Here is an 18101-nt window from a genome sequence, read left to right on the forward strand (position 1 = left end):
CGCACGGCCAAGGAGTCCGCCCGCGCCCTCAGGTCGTACCTTCCTTGCGCGGCGCCTTCTGCCAGGGGTAACCGGCCTGTGCCCGCGGGTCCTTGGCGGTGATCGCGGCCGGCTCCTCGGCCACCGGACCCCACTCCCGCGCACCCGTCGAGCCCCCGGAAGACGCGGTACCGGAAGCCGCAGCGCCGGAAGACGCGCCCCCGGAAGCACCGGCACCAGAAGCCGCGGCCCCCGCCCCCGGCTCCGCTCCCGTCATCGGCCCCTGCGTCCAGTGCCGCAGCGCCCCGGTCTCCACATCGATCTGCTCGCCCAGCGCCGCCAGGTCGTCCTCGGCGAACTTGCGGGCCCGGTCCCGGGCCGCCCACCGCAGCGAGTCCGCGGAGTGCGTGATCTGCTCCGTACGCTCGCGCAGCTCGGGCATACGGGCGGCGATGGTCGCCCGGTCGGGCTCCCGCTCCAGCCGCTTGAGCTCGTCGTCCAGCTCGTGGCCGTGTGCGCTGAGCCGCTCGAAGAGGCCCAACGCCTCACTCAGGGAGGCGTCTTCGGACGCGCCGGCCCGCAGCGCCTCCTGGGTGGCCCGCATGCTCGTACGCAGCTTCACGCGCAGCTGCGCCAGCTCGCCGACCACACCGGGCTGGGCGAACTGCCGCGCCTTGAGGGTGGTGTCCTCGACGGTCCTGCGGGCCTGCGCGACCGTACGGTCCACGCCTCGCTTGGCCGCCTTGACGGCCTTGACCGTCACGAAGACCCCGGCCGCCACGAACAGCAGGAAGAGGAGCGCCACAATCACGGCGAAGGGTTCCACGGACTCTCCTCGGAGGTGTCAGGGCAGGTCACGACGGTCGGGACGGGCGGCGAACCCCATATGCACACAGAGTGGGCAGAGGGCCCGCACAAGGTACGGACAGTGCTCGCACAGCCCGTGACGGCGCCGTGCCCGCACCCTCCACGGTAAACGCCGAAGGCAGGCCGGGGGTTCCATCGGAACCCCCAACCTGCCCGTAGTGGACAACCCCTAGCCGCCTACGCAGGGACGATGTTCACCAGCTTCGGCGCGCGGACGATCACCTTGCGGATGCCCGCACCGCCCAGCGCCGCCACGACCGCCGGGTCGGCCAGCGCCGTGGCCTCCAGGTCGGCGTCCGAGATCGAAGGGGAGATCTCCAGGCGGGCCTTGACCTTGCCCTTGACCTGCACGACGCAGGTCACGGTCTCGTCCACGACGTACGCCGGGTCGGCCACCGGGAAGTCCTGGTGCACGACCGAGGCGGAGTGCCCCAGCTTGTGCCACAGCTCCTCCGCGATGTGCGGCGCCAGCGGCGCGACCAGCAGCACCAGCTGCTCGGCGACCGAGCGCGGCACGGCGCCGCCGGCCTTGGTCAGGTGGTTGTTCAGCTCCGTCACCTTGGCGATGGCGGTGTTGAAGCGCAGCCCCGTCATGTCGGAGGTGACGCCGTCGATCGCCTTGTGCAGCGCGCGCAGCGTGTCCTCGTCCGGCTCCGTGTCCACGACGGTGACCTCGCCGGTGGCCTCGTCGACCACGTTGCGCCACAGTCGCTGCAGCAGGCGGTACTGGCCCACTACGGCGCGGGTGTCCCAGGGGCGCGAGACGTCCAGCGGGCCCATCGCCATCTCGTACAGGCGCAGGGTGTCCGCGCCGTACTCCTGGCAGATCTCGTCGGGCGTGACGGCGTTCTTCAGGGACTTGCCCATCTTGCCCAGGACGCGGCTGACCTTCTCGCCCTCGTGGAAGAACGCGCCGTCGCGCTCCTCGACCTCGGCGGCCGGGACCGCGATACCGCGGCTGTCGCGGTAGACGAAGGCCTGGATCATGCCCTGGTTGTACAGCTTGTGGAACGGCTCGCGGGAGGAGATGTGCCCCAGGTCGTGCAGCACCTTGGACCAGAAACGGGCGTACAGCAGGTGCAGTACGGCGTGCTCCTGGCCGCCCACGTACAGGTCCACGCCGCCGTGCGGCTGGCCCTCGCGCGGCCCCATCCAGTACTCCTCGACGGCCGGGTCGACCAGCGCGGAGTCGTTGTTCGGGTCCAGGTAGCGCAGCTCGTACCAGCACGAACCGGCCCAGTTGGGCATGGTGTTGGTCTCGCGGCGGTAGCGCTTGACGCCGTTGCCGTCGCCCAGGTCCAGATCGACGTACACCCAGTCCTCGTTGCGGGACAGCGGGGTCTCGGGCTGGGTGTCGGCGTCGTCCGGGTCGAAGGTGCGCGGCGAGTAGTCGTCCACCTCCGGCAGTTCCAGCGGCAGCATCGACTCGGGCAGCGAGTGCGCGACGCCGTCCTCGTCGTAGACGATCGGGAAGGGCTCGCCCCAGTAGCGCTGGCGGCTGAACAGCCAGTCGCGCAGCCGGAAGTTGACGGTGCCCTCGCCGATGCCGCGCTCGCTCAGCCACTCGGTGATCTTCGCCTTGGCGTCGGCGACCAGCAGGCCGTCCAGCGAGATCTCCGCGCTCGCGGAGTTCACGATGGGCGCTTCATACGAGGCGAAGGCGTCGTCCCAGGTGGCGGGGTCCTGGCCACGGCCGTCGGACGGCTCGACGACGCAGCGCATCGGCAGCTCGAAGGCGCGCGCGAAGGCGAAGTCACGGCTGTCGTGCGCCGGGACGGCCATGATCGCGCCGGTGCCGTAGCCCATCAGCACGTAGTCGGCGATGAAGACCGGGACCTGCTCGCCGCTGACCGGGTTGGTGGCGTACACGCCGGTGAAGACACCGGTCTTGTCCTTGGCCTCGGCCTGCCGCTCCACGTCCGACTTGGCGGCGGCCTGCTTGCGGTACGCGGCCACGGCCTCGGCCGGGGTGGCGTACCCGCCGGTCCACACCTCGTGGGTGCCCTCGGGCCAGGCCGCCGGGACGATGGAGTCCTCGCCGGAGATCAGGTCGTGCTCGGGCGCCAGCACCATGTAGGTCGCGCCGAACAGGGTGTCCTGGCGGGTGGTGAAGACCGTGATCTTCCGGTCGCCGACGGGGAAGTCGACGCGCGCGCCCTCGGAGCGGCCGATCCAGTTGCGCTGCTGCAGCTTGATCGCGTCGGGCCAGTCCAGCCCGTCCAGGTCCTCCAGCAGGCGGTCCGCGTAGGCGGTGATGCGCATGTTCCACTGGCGCAGCTTGGACTTGAAGACCGGGTAGTTGCCGCGCTCGGAGCGGCCGTCGGCGGTGACCTCTTCGTTGGCCAGTACGGTGCCCAGGCCCGGGCACCAGTTCACCGGCGCGTCCGAGGCGTACGCCAGGCGGTACTCGCCCAGGACGTTCGCGCGCTCCAGCGGGCTCAGCGCGCTCCAGGCACGCCCGTCGGGGGTGGGGCGCTCGCCCGCCTCGAACTGGGCGACCAGCTCACCGATCGGCCGGGCCTTCTTCGCCTCGGCGTCGTACCAGGAGTTGAAGATCTGCAGGAAGATCCACTGGGTCCACTTGTAGTAGGCCGGGTCGATCGTCTCGATGGAGCGGCGCTGGTCGTGGCCCAGGCCCAGGCGGCGCAGCTGGCGCCGCATGTTGACGATGTTGGCCTCGGTGGAGACCCGCGGGTGCGTGCCGGTCTGGACGGCGTACTGCTCGGCGGGCAGGCCGAAGGCGTCGAAGCCCAGGGTGTGCAGGACGTTGTGGCCGGTCATCCGCAGATGGCGGGCGAAGACGTCGGTGGCGATGAAGCCCAGCGGGTGGCCGACGTGCAGGCCCGCACCCGAGGGGTACGGGAACATGTCCATGATGAACTTCTTGGGCCTGGCCAGCTGCGCGGGGTCCCCGGCCAGGTCACCGGTGGGGTTGGGCGCCTCGTAGGTACCCTCCGCCTCCCAGGCGTCCTGCCAGCGTGCCTCGATGTCGGCGGCCAGCGCGGCCGTATAGCGGTGCGGCGCTGCCACCTCGGCAGCGGCAGCTGAAGTCGTCTCGCTCATCGTCCTCAAAGCTCCATCGATCGTCTCTGCCTGCGAATTCTCAGCCCGCTCAGTGGGCGGAAACAAAAAGACCCCTCGCACAGGAGGGGACGCCGCGCCGATGCCGACCGTTTCGGTGGTCGGCCCTGATCAGCGCGGCCCGCTAAGCAGAAGGCGTACGGCACGCATGGCGCCAGGGTACCGCAGGGCGCTCGGGCCCCGCTCCGAGGTTTGCCCGGCAGGGGCCGGTGACCGGCCACGGCAGCTCCCCGCCGCCGGAGCCGGAGATTGCGTCGTACGGCGAACGGACCGACGTTAGCAGCGCCCCGCAGCGCCCCGCCCGGCTTACCGAAACCCCGTCCCGTGCCTCGGCCGCCGCGCCTAGCTTTCGGGCATGCAACCGCACCACCGCAAGGGCCGCGCGACGGCCGGGTCCCTGCGCTCCGGCTTACCCCGCCCGGCGCTCGCCGCCGGGACCGCCCTCGCCCTCGTCGTCCTCGTAGCGCTCCTGGCCTCCCTCCTCTCCCTCACCCCGCTGGCCTCTCCCGGCCCCCTCGGCGACTTCCTGGACACCACGGTCGGAGTGCTGACCCTGGTCTCGCTGACCGCCTCCGTCGTCTGGGGCCTGATCGCCTCGGCCCGTACGTTCCTGGCGCCCCGCAGCAGGCTGCTCTCCCAGGCCGTGCACCGGGCCATGGGCACCGCCTCGCTCGCCTTCCTGGTGCTGCACATCGCCGTCAAGACGGCCAGGGGCCACGCCGGGCTGCGCGACACCCTCTTCCCCTTCAGTCCTTTGAGCACCTCTGTCCTGATCAGCCTCGGCGCGCTGGCCGGCCAGCTGATGGTGCAGGCGGCCGCGACCGGCGTGCTGCGCAGCGCCTTCGCCGGCCGCGCCCGCGCCGCCCACCGATGGCGCAAACTGCACGCCTGCGCCTACCCGGCCTGGTGCCTGGCCATCGTGCACGGGCTCAAGTCCGGCCGGGCCCCGGCGCCCTGGGTCACCACCGGTTACGTGCTGTGCCTGGCCGCCGTCGCCTGTGCGCTGGTCGCCCGCGTCCTGCTCCTCAGGCGGCGGGCCCGCACCCCCGCCCGCCACGCCTGCGGCCCGCCCGCCGATCGCCACCGCCCTCCGGTGCCACCGCGCCCGCCCCTGCCCGATGTCCAACTCCCCGCCGCCGAGCGGCCGTCCACCCCCCTGGACGCGCGGGCCGCGCTCCTGGACGAGGCGCCCTCGGCCGCCCCTCAAGGGGGCACCCCCTTGTCCGTACCGCCGCTGCCCGCCTCGCCCCCCGCCCCGTACACCTACGACCGGCCCTGACCCCCGCGCGAGGGCCCGCCCCGGTCGCCCGAGGACCCCATGACCAGCACGCTGCCCGACACCCCGCCCGTCCACTGCCTGGGCCTGCCCCGCCTGACCGCGGGGCTCCAGGACACCGAACGCCTCGACCGCAAGGCCCACCTCCTGGTCCACGGCGCGCTCCCCGCCCTCTCCCAGGACCGGCTGGCCGAACTCGCCGCCGCCATCACCCTGCGCGGCCGCGGCGGCGCCGGCTTCCCCCTGGTACGGAAACTGACCGCGGTGGCCGACAGCGCCCGCCGCCGCGGCACCCGCCCCGCCGTCGTCGTCAACGGCTGCGAGGGCGAGCCCGCCTGCCGCAAGGACACCGTCCTGCTGTGCCGCGCGCCCCATCTGGTCCTGGACGGCGCGCTGCTGGCCGCCGAGGCGCTGGGCGCGCGCCTGCTGGTGATCGGCGTCACGCGGGACAGGGCCGAGAGCTCCGTACGGGCCGCGCTGGCCGAGCGCGGGCTCAGTGAGCGACGGCGCGGCCGGGCACTGCGCGCGCGGGTGGTGCGCGCCCCCGAACGGTTCGTCTCCGGCGAGGCATCGGCGCTGATCCGCGCCGCCGAGGGCGGGCCCGCGCTGCCCCCCGGACGCCGCGGCCGGTCCGCCGAGTCGGGTCTGGGCGGCGCCCCCACCCTCTTCTCCAATGCGGAGACCTTCGCCCAACTCGCCGTCGCCGCACGCCTGGGCGCCCCCCGCTATACGGCCACCGGCGCCCCCGACGAGCCCGGCACCCTGCTGCTGACCGTCTCCGGCGCGGTGCCCTACCCCACCGTCGTCGAGGCGCCGAGCGGGGTGCCGCTGCCGTACCTGCTGCGGATGTGCGGCGCCGATCCCGCCCCGGGCGGCGTCCTGGTCGGCGGCTATCACGGCGCCTGGCTGGACGCCGCGACCGCGGGCGGAGCGTCCGTCGCGCGCTCCGCGCTGGCGGCGTGCGGCGGGGCGCTGGGCGCGGGCGCGGTCCTGCCGCTGCCCGCCGCCACCTGCCCCCTGGGCGAGACGCTGCGCGTCGCGCACTGGCTGGCGGCGGAGTCCACCGGGCAGTGCGGGCCGTGCCGCCTGGGGCTGCCCACGCTGGCGGGGGCGCTGTCGGACACGCTGGCCGGCGGCGGCCCCGAGGCGCTGGAGGCGGTACGGCGGGCGGCGCAGGGCGTGCGCGGGCGCGGTGCGTGCAAACACCCCGACGGGGCAGCGCGGTTCGTGCTCTCCGCGCTCGCGGTCTTCACCGACGATCTGGCCGCGCATGTGCTGGGCGGCGGCTGCGGCCGGGAGACGGCGGGGGCGCTGCCGCTGCCGTCGGCACACGAGGGCGCGGCGGGCGGCGGGCGGCTGAACGTGGACTGGACGCTGTGCGAGGGGCACGGCCTGTGCGCGGGGCTGCTCCCCGAGGTCGTACGGCTGGACGCGCACGGCTTTCCGGTGCTCGCCGACACCACGCTGCCCGACCGGATGCGCGGGCGCGCCCAGCGGGCCGTACGCCGCTGCCCGGCGCTCGCCCTGCGGCTGGAGAAGCCCTGAGGCGGTCGCCGGGCGCGAAGGGGCCGCGGCACACGCAGGGGCACACGAAAGAGCGGGCCGCCCGATCCGGACGACCCGCTCTGATCACTGTGGAGCTAAGGAGAATTGAACTCCTGACCTCCTGCATGCCATGCAGGCGCTCTACCAACTGAGCTATAGCCCCTTGTTCTTTTGTCGTCTCCGCTTCGGTGTTTCCCTTGCGGGGTTTCCCTCGCGGCGACATAGAGAACATTACACGGTCCTCCCCCCGTTCCGCCAAATCGCTTCCTGGAGGGCCCCTGGACAGGGTGACGGGTACTGTCGGCGTTCGTGCCCGTTTCGTCCCTGGGGAGCCGTACACCGTGACCGCGCTGGATCTGGAGCAGTCCGCCGATGCCCGCGGCGCCTCCCCCCTGAAGGCCTTCGTCCGCCGCCGGGCGACCGTGCTGGCGGCGCTTGCCTGCGCCCTGTCCTTCACGGCCTTCTGGATCGCGCAGCGGCTGGCGCGGGTGACCATGGTCGACCTCATGGTCTACCGGGCCGAGGGCTGGACGGCCCGTAACGGCGAGAGCCTTTACGACATGGTGGCGACCTACGCCCACCTGCCCAACACCTACCCGCCCTTCGCCTCCCTGCTGTTCACCCCGCTCACGCTGGTGGACGTACCGACGATGCGCACCCTGGCTACGCTCGGCAATCTCCTGCTGCTGATCGCCCTGGTCCATCTCGGCCTGCGCCTGGTGGGACGGCCGCGGCAGCTGCCCCGCCTCGCCGCCACGCTGGCGCTGTCCGCGCTGCTGGTGTGGTGCGAGCCGGTGTGGACGACGCTGCGCTACGGACAGATCAACCTCCTCCTTGCCGTGCTGGTGCTGTGGGACCTGACCCGCAAGGACTCCAACCGCTGGGCGGGCATCGGCATCGGCATCGCGGCCGGCATCAAGCTGACCCCGGCGCTGTTCGCGGTCTTCCTGGCGCTGGCCGGTCTCGTACGGGCCTGGCAGCACCTGCGTACGGACGCGGGCGACCGGGGCCCGGCCGCGGGCGGCGGACGGCGGCTGCGCACGGCCTGGAATCCCTGGCTGCGGCAGGCCGCCGTGGCCACCGCGACCTTCCTGGCCACCGCCCTGCTGTCCGCGGCCGTGCTCCCCACGGACTCGCGCCGCTTCTGGACGGAGGTGGTCTTCGCCGCCGACCGGGTCGGCGAAGTGGAGATCACCGCCAATCAGTCGCTGCGCGGCGCGCTGGCCCGGCTGCTGCACACCCACGACCCCGGCGCGGCCTGGCTGGTGGTGGCGGTGCCGGTCGCCGCCTTCGGACTGGCCGTGGCCGTCGCCTCGCTGCTGCGCGGCGAGCGGGCCTGGGCGGCCCTGTCCTGCGCCGCGACCGCGCTGCTGGTGAGCCCCATCTCCTGGTCGCACCACTGGGTGTGGGGCGTGCCGATGCTGATCGTGCTGGGCGCCGAGGCGCTGCGGCACGGCGGGCTCGCCGGCCCGGGCGGCCGCCGCTGGTGGGCGGCGACCGCCGGGACGGGACTGCTCTTCTTCTCCTTCGCGCTGTGGTACGTGCCACACCGCTGGCACCACCACGAGGAACTTCACCAAAGCCCCGGCCAGATGCTGCTCTCCGGCGTCTATCCGATCGCCGGGCTGGCCTTCCTGGCGCTGGCGGCCCTGCGGCTGCGGCGGGTCAGTGGTCTCCGTGACCCCCGCCCGGGGCGTGGTGATGGAACTCCAGCACCTCGCGGGGCATGACGACCAAGGGGCGCATCATGCCCATGTCCTCGTGCTCCAGGATGTGGCAGTGGTACATGTAGCGGCCCGTGGCTCCCTTGAAGCGGGCTATGACGTTGACCATCTGGCCCTCGGGGACCTGGACAGTGTCCTTCCAGCCCTGGTCGCCCGGTGAGACCGGCTCCGTGCCCAAGAACTCCAACGGCGAGCGCGTACCGCCCAGTTCGAGGTCGTAGGGGCTGTCGGGGACCTTGGGGTAGACGTCCCGCCCCAGGACCTGGAAGTCCACGAGGTGGATGTGCATGGGGTGGGTGCCGGCGCCGCCCAGGTTCAGAAAGCTCCACTGCTCCCAGTCGTCGTACTTGACCGTGTAGCCCAGGGCGTCGTCGAACATCCGGGCCCCGCGGCGGTAGGTGCGCACCTTCCCGTCCCGCCCCTTGATCTGGATGATCCCCTCGCCCGGGACCGGCACGTCCTGCGGCCTGACCGGGTGCATCTCCCACATCTCCGCCATGGTGGAGACGTTCGGCCCCGGCGGGGTCAGCACGACCAGGCGGTGCTCGTGGGCGGGCACGTTGTCGTGGGTCAGCCGCTCGAAGGACGCGGAGATCACCTCGGGCAGTACGAACGGGTCGGCCACCTTCGAGGCGCCCACCCGGAACTGCATCACCTGCGGGTTGACGGCGTCCGAGGCGGTGTTGACCAGCCGGATCCGGCGGCCGCGCAGCACGCGGAAGTCCACCAGGAGATCCATCCGCTCGGCGGGCGCGACGGAGAGCGTGCCGTCCACCGGGACCGGGCGGGGCAGCAGCCCGCCGTCCGAACCGATCTGGTAAACCGCTCCGGTGACCGGCTGCCCGCTCTCCTCGTCGGTGAACCGCAGGTCGTAGATACGGCCGTTGGAGCCGTTGAGCAGCCGGAAGCGGTACCAGCGCGCCTCGACGTCCAGATGCGGCCAGATCGTGCCGTTGACGAGGGTGTACGGGCCTTGGAAGTGGGCGGTGACGTTCTTCTTGTCCTTGGTGTGGCCCACGATCTGGACCTTGTGGAGCAGCCGGCCGGTGAGCCGCCCGTCCTCGTCGGTGTCCAGATTGCGGTCCTGGATGATCAGCGGTATCTCCCGCTCGCCGCGCGGGAGTCGCAGGGCGTCCTCCTCCTCGTCGCGGATCAGATACATCCCGGCCAGGCCCGCGAAGACGTTCCAGCGCGTGATGTCCATGGCATGGTCGTGGTACCACCAGGCCACCGCGGGATGGTCGTTGGGATACTCCGCCAGCTGGGAGTCGCCGGGCGAGACGGCGTTCTCCGTCCAGCCGTCGTTGCCGCCGCCGGTACGCGCGCCGTGCAGATGCGTCACCACCCACGGCGGGAGCTGGGAGACGCCCTTGACGGGTGCGACGCCGCCGCGCCCCGGCCGGTCGCCCGGCGAGGGGTCCTCGGCAGTGGCCTCCACCTCGACGGCGGTGACGGGATACCCGCCGGTCAGGCGGTTGGTCCAGGTGACCCGCAGCCGCTGGCCGCGGCGCACCTCGATGGTCGGTCCCGGGAGGTGGCCCTCGTACGTCCACACCTTGGTCGGCGGGAGTTCGGAGTGCAGCCGCACCCAGGTGGTCCTCAGGTCGATGCCGATGCCCCGCAGGGCTTCCTTGCGGCCGGGCCGCAGGGTCGGCGGAATGCGTAACGCGTCGATGAACGGCGTCAGTTCGGCTACGGCTTCACGCTTGACGGCCTGACCCGCGCCGTCTCCTGCTTCCCGGGCAGGGCTGATCGTGTCGGTCATGATGCGACCCCCGTGTCGCTTCCCCCGTGCCGCCGGCCGTCTCCGACGGCAGCTTCAACCACATCAACGCCCCACGCGGCACCGGCAGTTCCCGCCGCGCCCACATTTCTCGGATTCACCCTCGGGGCCGCCGCGCCCCCCGCGGCCCGCCCGTGCGCGTACGCCCGGCGCGACCAGACGGTGAGAAGCGCCGTCAGGCAGCGGCGAGCGCGGTCAGGGGGTGGTGAACGCCGTCACGCGGTCGCGAAGGAGTAGAACCGCTTCAGCGTGCAGTGCTCGTCCAGCAGCCGCCCGTAGATCGGCTCCCCGTCGAGTTCGCGGTACGTCTCGATGGGATCGCCTTTTATGATCAGCGCCCGCGCGCACTCCTCGCACCAGTACTGGTAGTCCGAGTTGAGCGGTTCCATGTCACGCACGATCGGCGTGCCACTGCCGCACCAGTCGCACTTCCGGCTGTGAGCCCCCATCAGTTCAGCTCCAACTGTGGCCGCAGGCCGTGCAGACGAAGGAAATGCCACCGTTGTCGCCCAGCATCTGCGCCACGTGGGAGGAGCCGCAGGAGGGGCAGTGCAGTACGGAGCCGGCGTCGGCGCAGCACGGGGCCCAGGCCGCCGCACCCCCGACGGGGCAGGTGAAGCGGAGAGCGTACTCGGGCAGCCAGTCGTAACCTTGCGCCTCGGCAACGTCGAGAAGGTCGTTGACCTCCTCCAGGATGCTCGTGGGCATCGCCTCGTCTCCTCCCCTGCCGGCGCCGTCCGAATTCTGCCACGGACCGCCGCCCAGGTCAGGCCCGCCGCCGCAGGACGCCCGCGAGGCCGCCGAGTGCCGCACCCGTGTACGTCTGCCGAATCGGCCGCGCTGGGGAGGCAGGGCTTCGCGTACCGAAGGCTGGACAACGCAGTGATCCCGCCGCCTCTTAGAGGCGGCGGGATCATCCGGGCTGTGGAGCTAAGGAGAATTGAACTCCTGACCTCCTGCATGCCATGCAGGCGCTCTACCAACTGAGCTATAGCCCCGGGTCTTGTTCCGGTCCCCCCGGGGTTTCCCCCGCGTTTCCCGCGAACAAGAAGAACTTTAGCCTGCGACCTGCCCAGATGTGAAATCCGGTCCTGGCCGGGCCCCGGGAAGGGCCCCGCAGGCCGTCAGTCGTCGTCGCCGAGGACCGGCTCCGGCAGGGTGCCGGCGTTGTGCTCCATCAGGCGCCAGCCGCGCGCGCCCTCGCCCAGCACCGACCAGCAGCAGTTCGACAGGCCGCCCAGGCTCTCCCAGTGGTGGGACTCCAGGCCCAGCAGCCGCCCGATGGTGGTGCGGATCGTGCCGCCGTGGCTGACCACGACGAGCGTGCCGTCCTGCGGCAGCTTGTCGGCGTGCCGCAGGACGACGGGGGCGGCCCGGTCGGCGACCTCCGTCTCCAGCTCGCCGCCGCCGCGCCGCACCGGCTCACCGCGCTTCCACGCGGCGTACTGCTCGCCGAAGCGCTCGACGATCTCCTCGTGGGTCAGCCCCTGCCAGGCGCCCGCGTAGGTCTCGCGCAGCTCTTCGTAGTGCGTGACGGGCAGGCGGGTTATGGCGGCCAGCTCACCGGCCGTGGCCGCGGCCCGCTTCAGGTCGGAGGCGATGACCGCGTCCGGCTTGAGGGCGGCCAGCAGCCGGGCCGCGCGCCGCGCCTGCCCCAGGCCCGTCTCCGTCAGCTCGATGTCGGTCGAGCCCTGGAAGCGGCGCTCCAGGTTCCAGGCGGTCTGGCCGTGGCGCCACAGGACGATGCGGCGGCCCCGGCCCCCCTTGCCGCTGTTGCTGCTGTTGCTGCCGTTCAGCTCAGGTCTCCGTCCTGCTCGGCGGCGGTCTCCTCGGCGTGCGCCGCCGCCTTGCCGCGGGTGGCCTTGGCGTCCTCGGGGAGCTCCAGCTCGGGGCAGTCCTTCCAGAGGCGCTCAAGGGCGTAGAAGACGCGCTCCTCGCTGTGCTGGACGTGGACGACGATGTCGACGTAGTCCAGCAGCACCCAGCGGGCCTCGCGGTCGCCCTCGCGGCGCACCGGCTTGGCGCCCAGCTCCTTGCTGAGCCGTTCCTCGATCTCGTCGACGATGGACTTGACCTGGCGGTCGTTGGGCGCCGAGGCCAGCAGGAAGGCGTCGGTGATCGAGAGCACATCGCTGACGTCGTACGCGATGATGTCGTGCGCGAGCTTGTCGGCGGCCGCCTGTGCGGCGGCGTTGATGAGCTCGATGGAGCGGTCCGTGGCGGTCACAAGCCAAGCTTTCGTCTATGCGGTCAGGTACCTATCAAGGGTCTCACGTACCGCTGACACGCTCGCTCGACTTGTCGACCGCCCCGAATTCTCCCTGGTCAGCCCTTGTAGTCCTGGCCCAGCACGACCGTGACATCGGCGTTCGCGGCGCCCTTGCCCTGCTTGACCGCGCTCGTGGGCAGCCCCAGGGTCTTGGCGACCTCCTCGGCCCTGGCCTTGCCGCCCGCGTCCGCGTACGTCACCTCGGAGGCGGGCCGCGCCGCCGTGGCCGCGCCGCCGTCGACGACGGTGTAGCCGCCGTTGACCAGGGCGATCCGCGCCTTGTCCACGGCGCCCTTGCCGCCGGTGGCGTCCTGCACGCCGACCCGCGCGCTCCCGTTCGGGGCGGGCTTCTTGACCGTGCCGCCGAGCACGTCCTTGACCACGCTCTCGGAGGTCTGCCGGCTGAGCGTGCCGTCCGGCTGCACCGGCAGCACCGAGGTGGCGTACGCGCCCGTCTTGGCCAGCTCGGCGCGCTGGGCGAGCGAGCTGCCCAGCTGCGACTCGGTCAGCGGCGGGTCCAGCACCTGCGCCAGCGACTTCACGGTGGCCGTGGCGCCGCCCGCGTCGCTGGACAGCTTCTTCAGCGTGGCCTGCATGACCTGCCCGAAGCGCACCAGCTGCTTGGTCTGCGCCTCGCCCGACGCCTTGTACGTGGCGTAGGCGACGGCCGCCTGCCCGTTGAGCTCCTGCCCCTTGCCGGGCTTGACCAGCGGGTCCTCGCCCTTCTTGGTGCCGGGGACGGTGGTGTCGGTGTCCAGCGTGATGCCGCCGACCGTCTCGACGAGATTCTCCAGGTAGGGGGTGCCCAGCCGCCAGCTCGCCTTGATGTCGGCGCCGAGCAGGACGTTGAGGGAGTCGCGGGTGGCGTCCACACCGGCGTCGTGCACGGACTTGCCGAGCGTGGTGGTGGTGCCGTCGTCGGTGGCGACGGTGAGGCTGTTGGGCAGGAGGAGGGTGGTGCCCTTGTGGGTGGTCTCGTTGTCCACCAGGAGCGCCGTGGAGCTGTTGCCGCTCTTGGTCTCCTTGAGGTGGACGACGAGCACATCGCGCTTCTGCGCCCCGCCGGCGGCCTCGCCGCCCTCGTCCGCACCGGTCCCCGGCAGCTTGCCCGCCCACCACAGATAGCCGACGCCGCCCACGACCAGCAGGGCCAGCACGACGCCGAGCGCGACGACGCGGCTGCGGCCGCGCCGCTTGGCCTCCTCGCGCCGCTCGGTGCGGCTCTCGGTGAACTTCAGCCAGTCGATGACGTCTTCGGAGTCCTCGTCCGGCTCCTCGATGAAGGAGAACTGCTCGGTGCGGTAGTCGGGGGCGTCCGCCCGGTCCGCGCGCGAGGACGCGGCGGCGCGCGCCGAGGCCTCGGCCTCCTCCCGGCGCTCCGGCCGCAGCTCCTCATAGGGGGAGGACTGCTGCTCGTAGGACGGCTGGGCGGCCTGCTGCGGGATCCACCCCTGCTGCTGGGTCTGCTGCGCCTGCTGCTCTTGTTGCGGCTGCTGGCTCTGCTGAGGCTGCGCGTACGGGTCGTACTGCTGCGGGTACGACGGCTGCTGCCCGTACGGGTCGTACCCGTACGTCTGCTGACCGTGCTGACCCTGCTCGGCCTGCTGGCCCAGCTGGCCCTGCGTCTCCGACGGATACCCCTGCTGCCCGCCCGGCGCATACCCCTGCTGCGCGCCGTACGGGTCGTAGGAGGCGGCGTAGGGATCGTAGGAGGCCTGCCCGCCGGGCTGCCCCTGGTCCGTGTGCTGCCCCTGCTGCTGCCCGTAGGGGTCGTAGGAGGCCTGCTGCGGCACGTCCTGCTGGTACACCGGCTGCCCGTAGGCGTCGTAGGTGTACCCGGGCTGCACCGGCTGCTGCCCCGACTGCTCCTGGGCATACGGGTCCTGCGGACCGTACGGCTCCCGCGGCGCGTACGGATCCTGTCGGTCGCTCACCGGCGCCCCTTTCCGTCAGCCCCGTCAGCGGTCGTTGCGGTACAGCTCTTTTTTGTCGATGTAGCGCACCACACCGTCCGGCACCAAGTACCAGACCGGATCCCCCTGGGCGACGCGCGCCCGGCAGTCGGTCGAGGAGATGGCCAGGGCCGGCACCTCGACCAGGGACACTCCGCCCTCGGGGAGCCCGGGGTCCGCGAGGACGTGTCCGGGCCTGGTCACCCCGATGAAGTGGGCGAGCGAGAACAGCTCCTCCGCGTCCTGCCAGGTCAGAATCTGGGACAGGGCGTCGGCGCCGGTGATGAAGAAGAGATCCGCGTCGCTGTGCTCGGCGCGCAGATCCCGCAGTGTGTCGATGGTGTACGTCTTGCCGCCGCGGTCGATGTCGATGCGGCTCACGGAGAACTGCGGGTTGGACGCGGTCGCGATGACCGTCATCAAGTACCGGTCCTCCGCCGGGGACACCCGTTGATGGCTCTTCTGGTACGGCTGCCCCGTCGGTACGAAGATGACCTCGTCGAGGTGGAACTGGCTGGCCACCTCGCTGGCGGCGACCAGGTGTCCGTGATGGATCGGGTCGAACGTCCCGCCCATCACTCCGAGCCGCCGCTTCACGGGCCCTGTCTGCTCTCCCATGCGTGCAGACCCTACTGGGCGCTGCGCACCGCTGGGGCCGGGAGGCCCGGCTCAGCGGTCCCGGTTGAAGCGGGTGGTGATCCAGAGCAGGAGGAGCAGGACAATCAGGGCACCGCCGCCGGTGACGTACGGGCTCAGGCTGGCGTGGCCGCCGCCCTCGTGGCCGCCGCCTTCGGCGAGCGTGGTGAGGTTGGTCGTCAGGGTCTGTGCGGTGCTGTGCAGGCTCATCGTCGGCAGGACCTATCCGGGCTGAGGGCGGGCAGAGACTTCCGCCACATCGTAAGGGCGGGCCGCCGCCGACCTCACGCCGACTCCGCCCGACAGTGGCAGGTCGGCCCGGCGAAGCGGCCGGTACGCCGGGCGGTACGGCCTCGGTCCTGCTTGCGGACGGCCTCAGTCCTGCTTGCCGTAGCCGCGCAGCAGCACCCACGCGAGCAGGACGGCGCCTATGACGCCGGCGATGAGGACGCCGCGCAGGAGCCAGCCCGGCCCGTCGTGCTTGGAGGTCTCCTGTGCCGCGGCGAGCAGCACGCTCGTGTTCAGCATGGCCGTTGTGCTCCTTGTGTGCCGGGGTGTGGCGGGTGGGCCCGCTATGCCGGGTTTCTCGGTTGTGCTCCGGACCGTACGGGCAGATCCGGGCACGTACGGGCTTGGGCGTGCCCGCCAGCGTACGCCCGGGCATCCAAATGGCTGTCAGTGGCGTCCTCTAGTCTGAAATCACGAAGTCGAACAGGGGGAGGCCCCAATGACGGAGAACCCGACCGGCAGCGAGCAAGCGCCCAGCAGGGACCGCAGGCGATTCCCCGGAATCTCCTCTCGCGCCTATGAACACCCCGCCGACCGCTCGGCGCTGGTGGCCCTGCGCAAGCTGAGCGGGTTCGACACCGTCTTCAAGGCGCTGAGCGGTCTGCTGCCCGAGCGCAGCCTGCGGCTGCTGTTCCTCTCGGACTCGGTGCGCGTGAGCGACCAGCAGTTCGCGCACCTCAACGACATGCTGCGGGACGCCTGTTACATCCTGGACCTGGAGAAGGTCCCGCCGATGTACGTGAACCAGGACCCCACCCCCAACGCCATGTGCATCGGCCTGGACGAGCCGATCATCGTGCTGACCACCGGCCTGGTCGAGCTGCTCGACGAGGAGGAGATGCGGGCGGTCATCGGCCACGAGGTCGGCCACGCCCTGTCCGGGCACGCGGTGTACCGCACGATCCTGCTGTTCCTGACCAACCTCGCGCTCAAGGTCGCCTGGATCCCGCTCGGCAACGTCGCGATCATGGCGATCGTGACGGCGCTGCGCGAGTGGTTCCGCAAGTCGGAGCTGTCCGCCGACCGCGCGGGCCTGCTGGTGGGCCAGGACCTGCGGGCCTCCATGCGCGGCCTGATGAAGCTGGCGGGCGGCAATCATCTGCACGAGATGAACGTGGACGCCTTCCTCAAGCAGGCGGAGGAGTACGAGTCCGGCGGCGATCTGCGCGACTCCGTACTGAAGATCCTCAACGTCCTGCCGCGCAGCCACCCCTTCACCACCGTGCGCGCCGCCGAGCTGAAGAAGTGGGCCGAGAGCCGCGACTACCAGCGCATCATGGACGGCCACTACCCGCGCCGCGAGGAGGACAAGGACACCTCGGTCTCCGACTCCTTCAAGGAGTCCGCCGAGCACTACGCCAACTCCGTGCGTACCAGCAAGGACCCGCTGATGGGCCTGGTGCGCGATATCGCAGGCGGCGCAGGGGACTTGGGCGGCAAGCTGCGTGACACGGTCTTCCGCGGCGGCAACCGCGGCGGTGGTTCCGGTGGCGCCGGCGGCGGCGCCAACGGCACGGGCGGCGAGGGCCCTAGCGGATCGGGTGGCTCGGGCTCGGCTGGGCAGTAGCGGCCAGCACCCCGCACAGCGACGTGTTCGCCCGGCCGCGGGAGTACGGATCGGTGCCCGCCGGTCCGTCGGTGCCGGCGTGCCGGCCCGCGCTCAGTGGTACCAGCGCGCGGGCCGGTTCGGACCCGCAGTCCAGCGGTCCCGCCTGGAGGTTGCTCTGCCGCAACTCCAGTCGTTCATCGGTCAGATCGTCCCGGTCCAGCCGGAAGTGCAGCTCGCGCCGTACGGTGAACAGCGAGGCGGCGCCTGCCTTGTCGCCCGGCTGCCGCACGACGGGCCGCACGACATAGACGAAGGTGTAGTCCGCGGTGACCTGGAGCGCCTCGGTGCTCTCCTCGACGGCCGACAGCGTGCCGTTGACCCGTATCGCGGGGTCCGCGAGGGCGGTGCGCGCCGGGTCGAAGCGGATCAGCCAGCCGGTCGCGGCATGCCGCCCGTCGTCGGCGGGCCGGGCCATGCTCCGGTCGAACTGGTCGAGTTGATCGGTGTTCAGCAGCAGGCGTACGGGCCGCACGGACCCGCGCGTCAGGGTGGCCGGATCCAGCGAGGACCGCACGAGATACTTCTTCACGATGCTCAGCGCGGTGATGACCTGGCTGTCCGAGAAGTGCTCGGTGCCGTGCGCGTCGGGGAGGTTGACCCCGGCGGCACCGACGCGGAACTGGGCCGCCGGACTGTGCGCGATCAGGTCGGCGGGGCTGCCCCCCGGCACCTCGCCGGCCGGCGCCAGCGGGATGACCGTGGAGCGCAGGGGCTCCACGGGCGGAGGTTCGGCGGGCGCCTTGTAGGGGTGACGCACCCCCATGTAGACGGCGGTGCCGAAGGCCAGCACGATCAGCAGGACCAGCAGCAGCGCCTGCCGTGAGCCGCTGCGGCGCGCCCAGGTGGGGCGGGTGCGCACGGCCCGTGCGTGATCGCCCATCCGCTCCTGCGCGGAGTACTCCTGCAGCCGCGCAGCCCGCACGAACGATTCGTCGAACACGACGGATCGGTACTCGTCCTCTCCGCCTCCCGGGGCGCTCTCGGGGGTCCCTTCGGGAGGGTCACCAGGCCCGGCCATACAACAAGAGTAGGTCTGGAAAGGCGAAGGTAAACGCCCTGGTACACGACAACTTCCGACGGAAGCTCAAGAGA

16 protein-coding genes and 2 tRNA genes are annotated in these 18101 nt (G+C 71.7%); 4 read left to right on the top strand and 14 right to left on the bottom strand.

Annotated elements, in window-relative coordinates; genetic code table 11:
- Positions 1-28: 28 nt before the first annotated feature.
- Both AC4IJH_RS22195 and leuS read right to left on the bottom strand, forming a co-directional pair.
- Positions 29-805 (bottom strand): hypothetical protein, encoded by a 777-nt coding sequence (locus tag AC4IJH_RS22195; protein ID WP_490853560.1) that lies wholly within the window; start codon positions 803-805, stop codon positions 29-31.
- Positions 806-1023: 218 nt separating this feature from the next.
- On the bottom strand, positions 1024-3909 hold the full coding sequence (leuS, locus tag AC4IJH_RS22200) for a leucine--tRNA ligase (protein WP_490853561.1): 2886 nt from the start codon (positions 3907-3909) through the stop codon (positions 1024-1026).
- A 373-nt stretch (positions 3910-4282) separates the two neighbouring features.
- Between leuS and AC4IJH_RS22205 the strand changes: the two genes are divergently transcribed.
- Complete coding sequence (locus AC4IJH_RS22205; protein WP_490853562.1) at positions 4283-5206, top strand: hypothetical protein; 924 nt, start codon at positions 4283-4285, stop codon at positions 5204-5206.
- Between the two features lie 39 nt (positions 5207-5245).
- Positions 5246-6748, top strand: coding sequence for an NADH-ubiquinone oxidoreductase-F iron-sulfur binding region domain-containing protein (locus tag AC4IJH_RS22210; protein WP_490853563.1), 1503 nt, complete (start codon positions 5246-5248; stop codon positions 6746-6748).
- A 90-nt stretch (positions 6749-6838) separates the two neighbouring features.
- On the opposite strand, the gene AC4IJH_RS22215 is transcribed toward AC4IJH_RS22210, so the two are convergent.
- A tRNA-Ala gene (locus tag AC4IJH_RS22215) sits at positions 6839-6911 on the bottom strand.
- A gap of 178 nt (positions 6912-7089) precedes the next feature.
- Here AC4IJH_RS22215 and AC4IJH_RS22220 point away from each other — a divergent pair.
- Positions 7090-8478, top strand: a complete 1389-nt coding sequence (locus tag AC4IJH_RS22220) for a glycosyltransferase 87 family protein (RefSeq protein WP_490853564.1) — start codon at positions 7090-7092, stop codon at positions 8476-8478.
- Here AC4IJH_RS22220 and phsA read toward each other — a convergent pair.
- From phsA to AC4IJH_RS22270, 10 genes are all read right to left on the bottom strand, one after another.
- A complete protein-coding gene (phsA, locus tag AC4IJH_RS22225; protein ID WP_490853565.1) occupies positions 8414-10237 on the bottom strand; it encodes an O-aminophenol oxidase PhsA in 1824 nt (607 codons plus the stop codon). The two genes, AC4IJH_RS22220 and phsA, sit on opposite strands and share 65 nt — an antisense overlap.
- Positions 10238-10470: 233 nt before the next feature.
- Positions 10471-10644: a hypothetical protein gene (locus AC4IJH_RS22230; RefSeq protein ID WP_490853566.1), complete on the bottom strand. Its 174-nt coding sequence runs from the start codon at positions 10642-10644 to the stop codon at positions 10471-10473.
- Between the two features lie 64 nt (positions 10645-10708).
- Entirely contained in the window at positions 10709-10963 is a 255-nt protein-coding gene (locus tag AC4IJH_RS22235; RefSeq protein ID WP_490853567.1) for a hypothetical protein, read from the bottom strand.
- Positions 10964-11180: 217 nt separating this feature from the next.
- A tRNA-Ala gene (locus AC4IJH_RS22240) sits at positions 11181-11253 on the bottom strand.
- A 126-nt stretch (positions 11254-11379) separates the two neighbouring features.
- Positions 11380-12051: a histidine phosphatase family protein gene (locus AC4IJH_RS22245; RefSeq protein WP_490853598.1), complete on the bottom strand. Its 672-nt coding sequence runs from the start codon at positions 12049-12051 to the stop codon at positions 11380-11382.
- Entirely contained in the window at positions 12048-12482 is a 435-nt protein-coding gene (gene rsfS / locus AC4IJH_RS22250) for a ribosome silencing factor (RefSeq protein ID WP_490853568.1), read from the bottom strand. The genes AC4IJH_RS22245 and rsfS overlap by 4 nt, the downstream gene beginning before the upstream one ends.
- 98 nt (positions 12483-12580) lie before the next feature.
- Positions 12581-14458: an LCP family protein gene (locus AC4IJH_RS22255; RefSeq protein WP_490853569.1), complete on the bottom strand. Its 1878-nt coding sequence runs from the start codon at positions 14456-14458 to the stop codon at positions 12581-12583.
- Positions 14459-14482: 24 nt separating this feature from the next.
- Positions 14483-15094, bottom strand: coding sequence for a nicotinate-nucleotide adenylyltransferase (gene nadD / locus AC4IJH_RS22260; RefSeq protein ID WP_490853570.1), 612 nt, complete (start codon positions 15092-15094; stop codon positions 14483-14485).
- Between the two features lie 51 nt (positions 15095-15145).
- On the bottom strand, positions 15146-15322 hold the full coding sequence (locus AC4IJH_RS22265; protein WP_490853571.1) for a hypothetical protein: 177 nt from the start codon (positions 15320-15322) through the stop codon (positions 15146-15148).
- 165 nt (positions 15323-15487) lie between these two features.
- The gene (locus AC4IJH_RS22270; protein ID WP_490853572.1) at positions 15488-15640 is read right to left on the bottom strand and encodes a hypothetical protein; all 153 of its coding nucleotides are present in this window, start codon (positions 15638-15640) and stop codon (positions 15488-15490) included.
- Positions 15641-15839: 199 nt separating this feature from the next.
- Here AC4IJH_RS22270 and AC4IJH_RS22275 point away from each other — a divergent pair, with 199 nt between their 5' ends.
- Positions 15840-16967, top strand: a complete 1128-nt coding sequence (locus tag AC4IJH_RS22275; RefSeq protein ID WP_490853573.1) for a M48 family metallopeptidase — start codon at positions 15840-15842, stop codon at positions 16965-16967.
- Here AC4IJH_RS22275 and AC4IJH_RS22280 read toward each other — a convergent pair.
- Positions 16930-18027 carry an SCO2583 family membrane protein gene (locus AC4IJH_RS22280; protein ID WP_490853574.1) on the bottom strand — a complete coding sequence of 366 codons (1098 nt, stop codon included), beginning with the start codon at positions 18025-18027 and terminating at the stop codon, positions 16930-16932. The two genes, AC4IJH_RS22275 and AC4IJH_RS22280, sit on opposite strands and share 38 nt — an antisense overlap.
- Between the last annotated feature and the right edge of the window lie 74 nt (positions 18028-18101).

Source organism: Streptomyces sp. UF-297, from assembly GCF_058245575.1.

What these genes read in the sequence shown, in the direction of transcription:
- AC4IJH_RS22210 (WP_490853563.1), top strand. Translation starts at nt 5,246, where the DNA reads ATGACCAGCACGCTGCCCGACACCCCGCCCGTCCACTGCCTGGGCCTG.
- AC4IJH_RS22280 (WP_490853574.1), bottom strand. Translation starts at nt 18,027, where the DNA reads ATGGCCGGGCCTGGTGACCCTCCCGAAGGGACCCCCGAGAGCGCCCCG.
- leuS (WP_490853561.1), bottom strand. Translation starts at nt 3,909, where the DNA reads ATGAGCGAGACGACTTCAGCTGCCGCTGCCGAGGTGGCAGCGCCGCAC.
- phsA (WP_490853565.1), bottom strand. Translation starts at nt 10,237, where the DNA reads ATGACCGACACGATCAGCCCTGCCCGGGAAGCAGGAGACGGCGCGGGT.
- AC4IJH_RS22230 (WP_490853566.1), bottom strand. Translation starts at nt 10,644, where the DNA reads ATGGAACCGCTCAACTCGGACTACCAGTACTGGTGCGAGGAGTGCGCG.
- nadD (WP_490853570.1), bottom strand. Translation starts at nt 15,094, where the DNA reads ATGGGAGAGCAGACAGGGCCCGTGAAGCGGCGGCTCGGAGTGATGGGC.
- AC4IJH_RS22265 (WP_490853571.1), bottom strand. Translation starts at nt 15,322, where the DNA reads ATGAGCCTGCACAGCACCGCACAGACCCTGACGACCAACCTCACCACG.
- AC4IJH_RS22275 (WP_490853573.1), top strand. Translation starts at nt 15,840, where the DNA reads ATGACGGAGAACCCGACCGGCAGCGAGCAAGCGCCCAGCAGGGACCGC.
- AC4IJH_RS22205 (WP_490853562.1), top strand. Translation starts at nt 4,283, where the DNA reads ATGCAACCGCACCACCGCAAGGGCCGCGCGACGGCCGGGTCCCTGCGC.
- AC4IJH_RS22270 (WP_490853572.1), bottom strand. Translation starts at nt 15,640, where the DNA reads ATGCTGAACACGAGCGTGCTGCTCGCCGCGGCACAGGAGACCTCCAAG.
- AC4IJH_RS22235 (WP_490853567.1), bottom strand. Translation starts at nt 10,963, where the DNA reads ATGCCCACGAGCATCCTGGAGGAGGTCAACGACCTTCTCGACGTTGCC.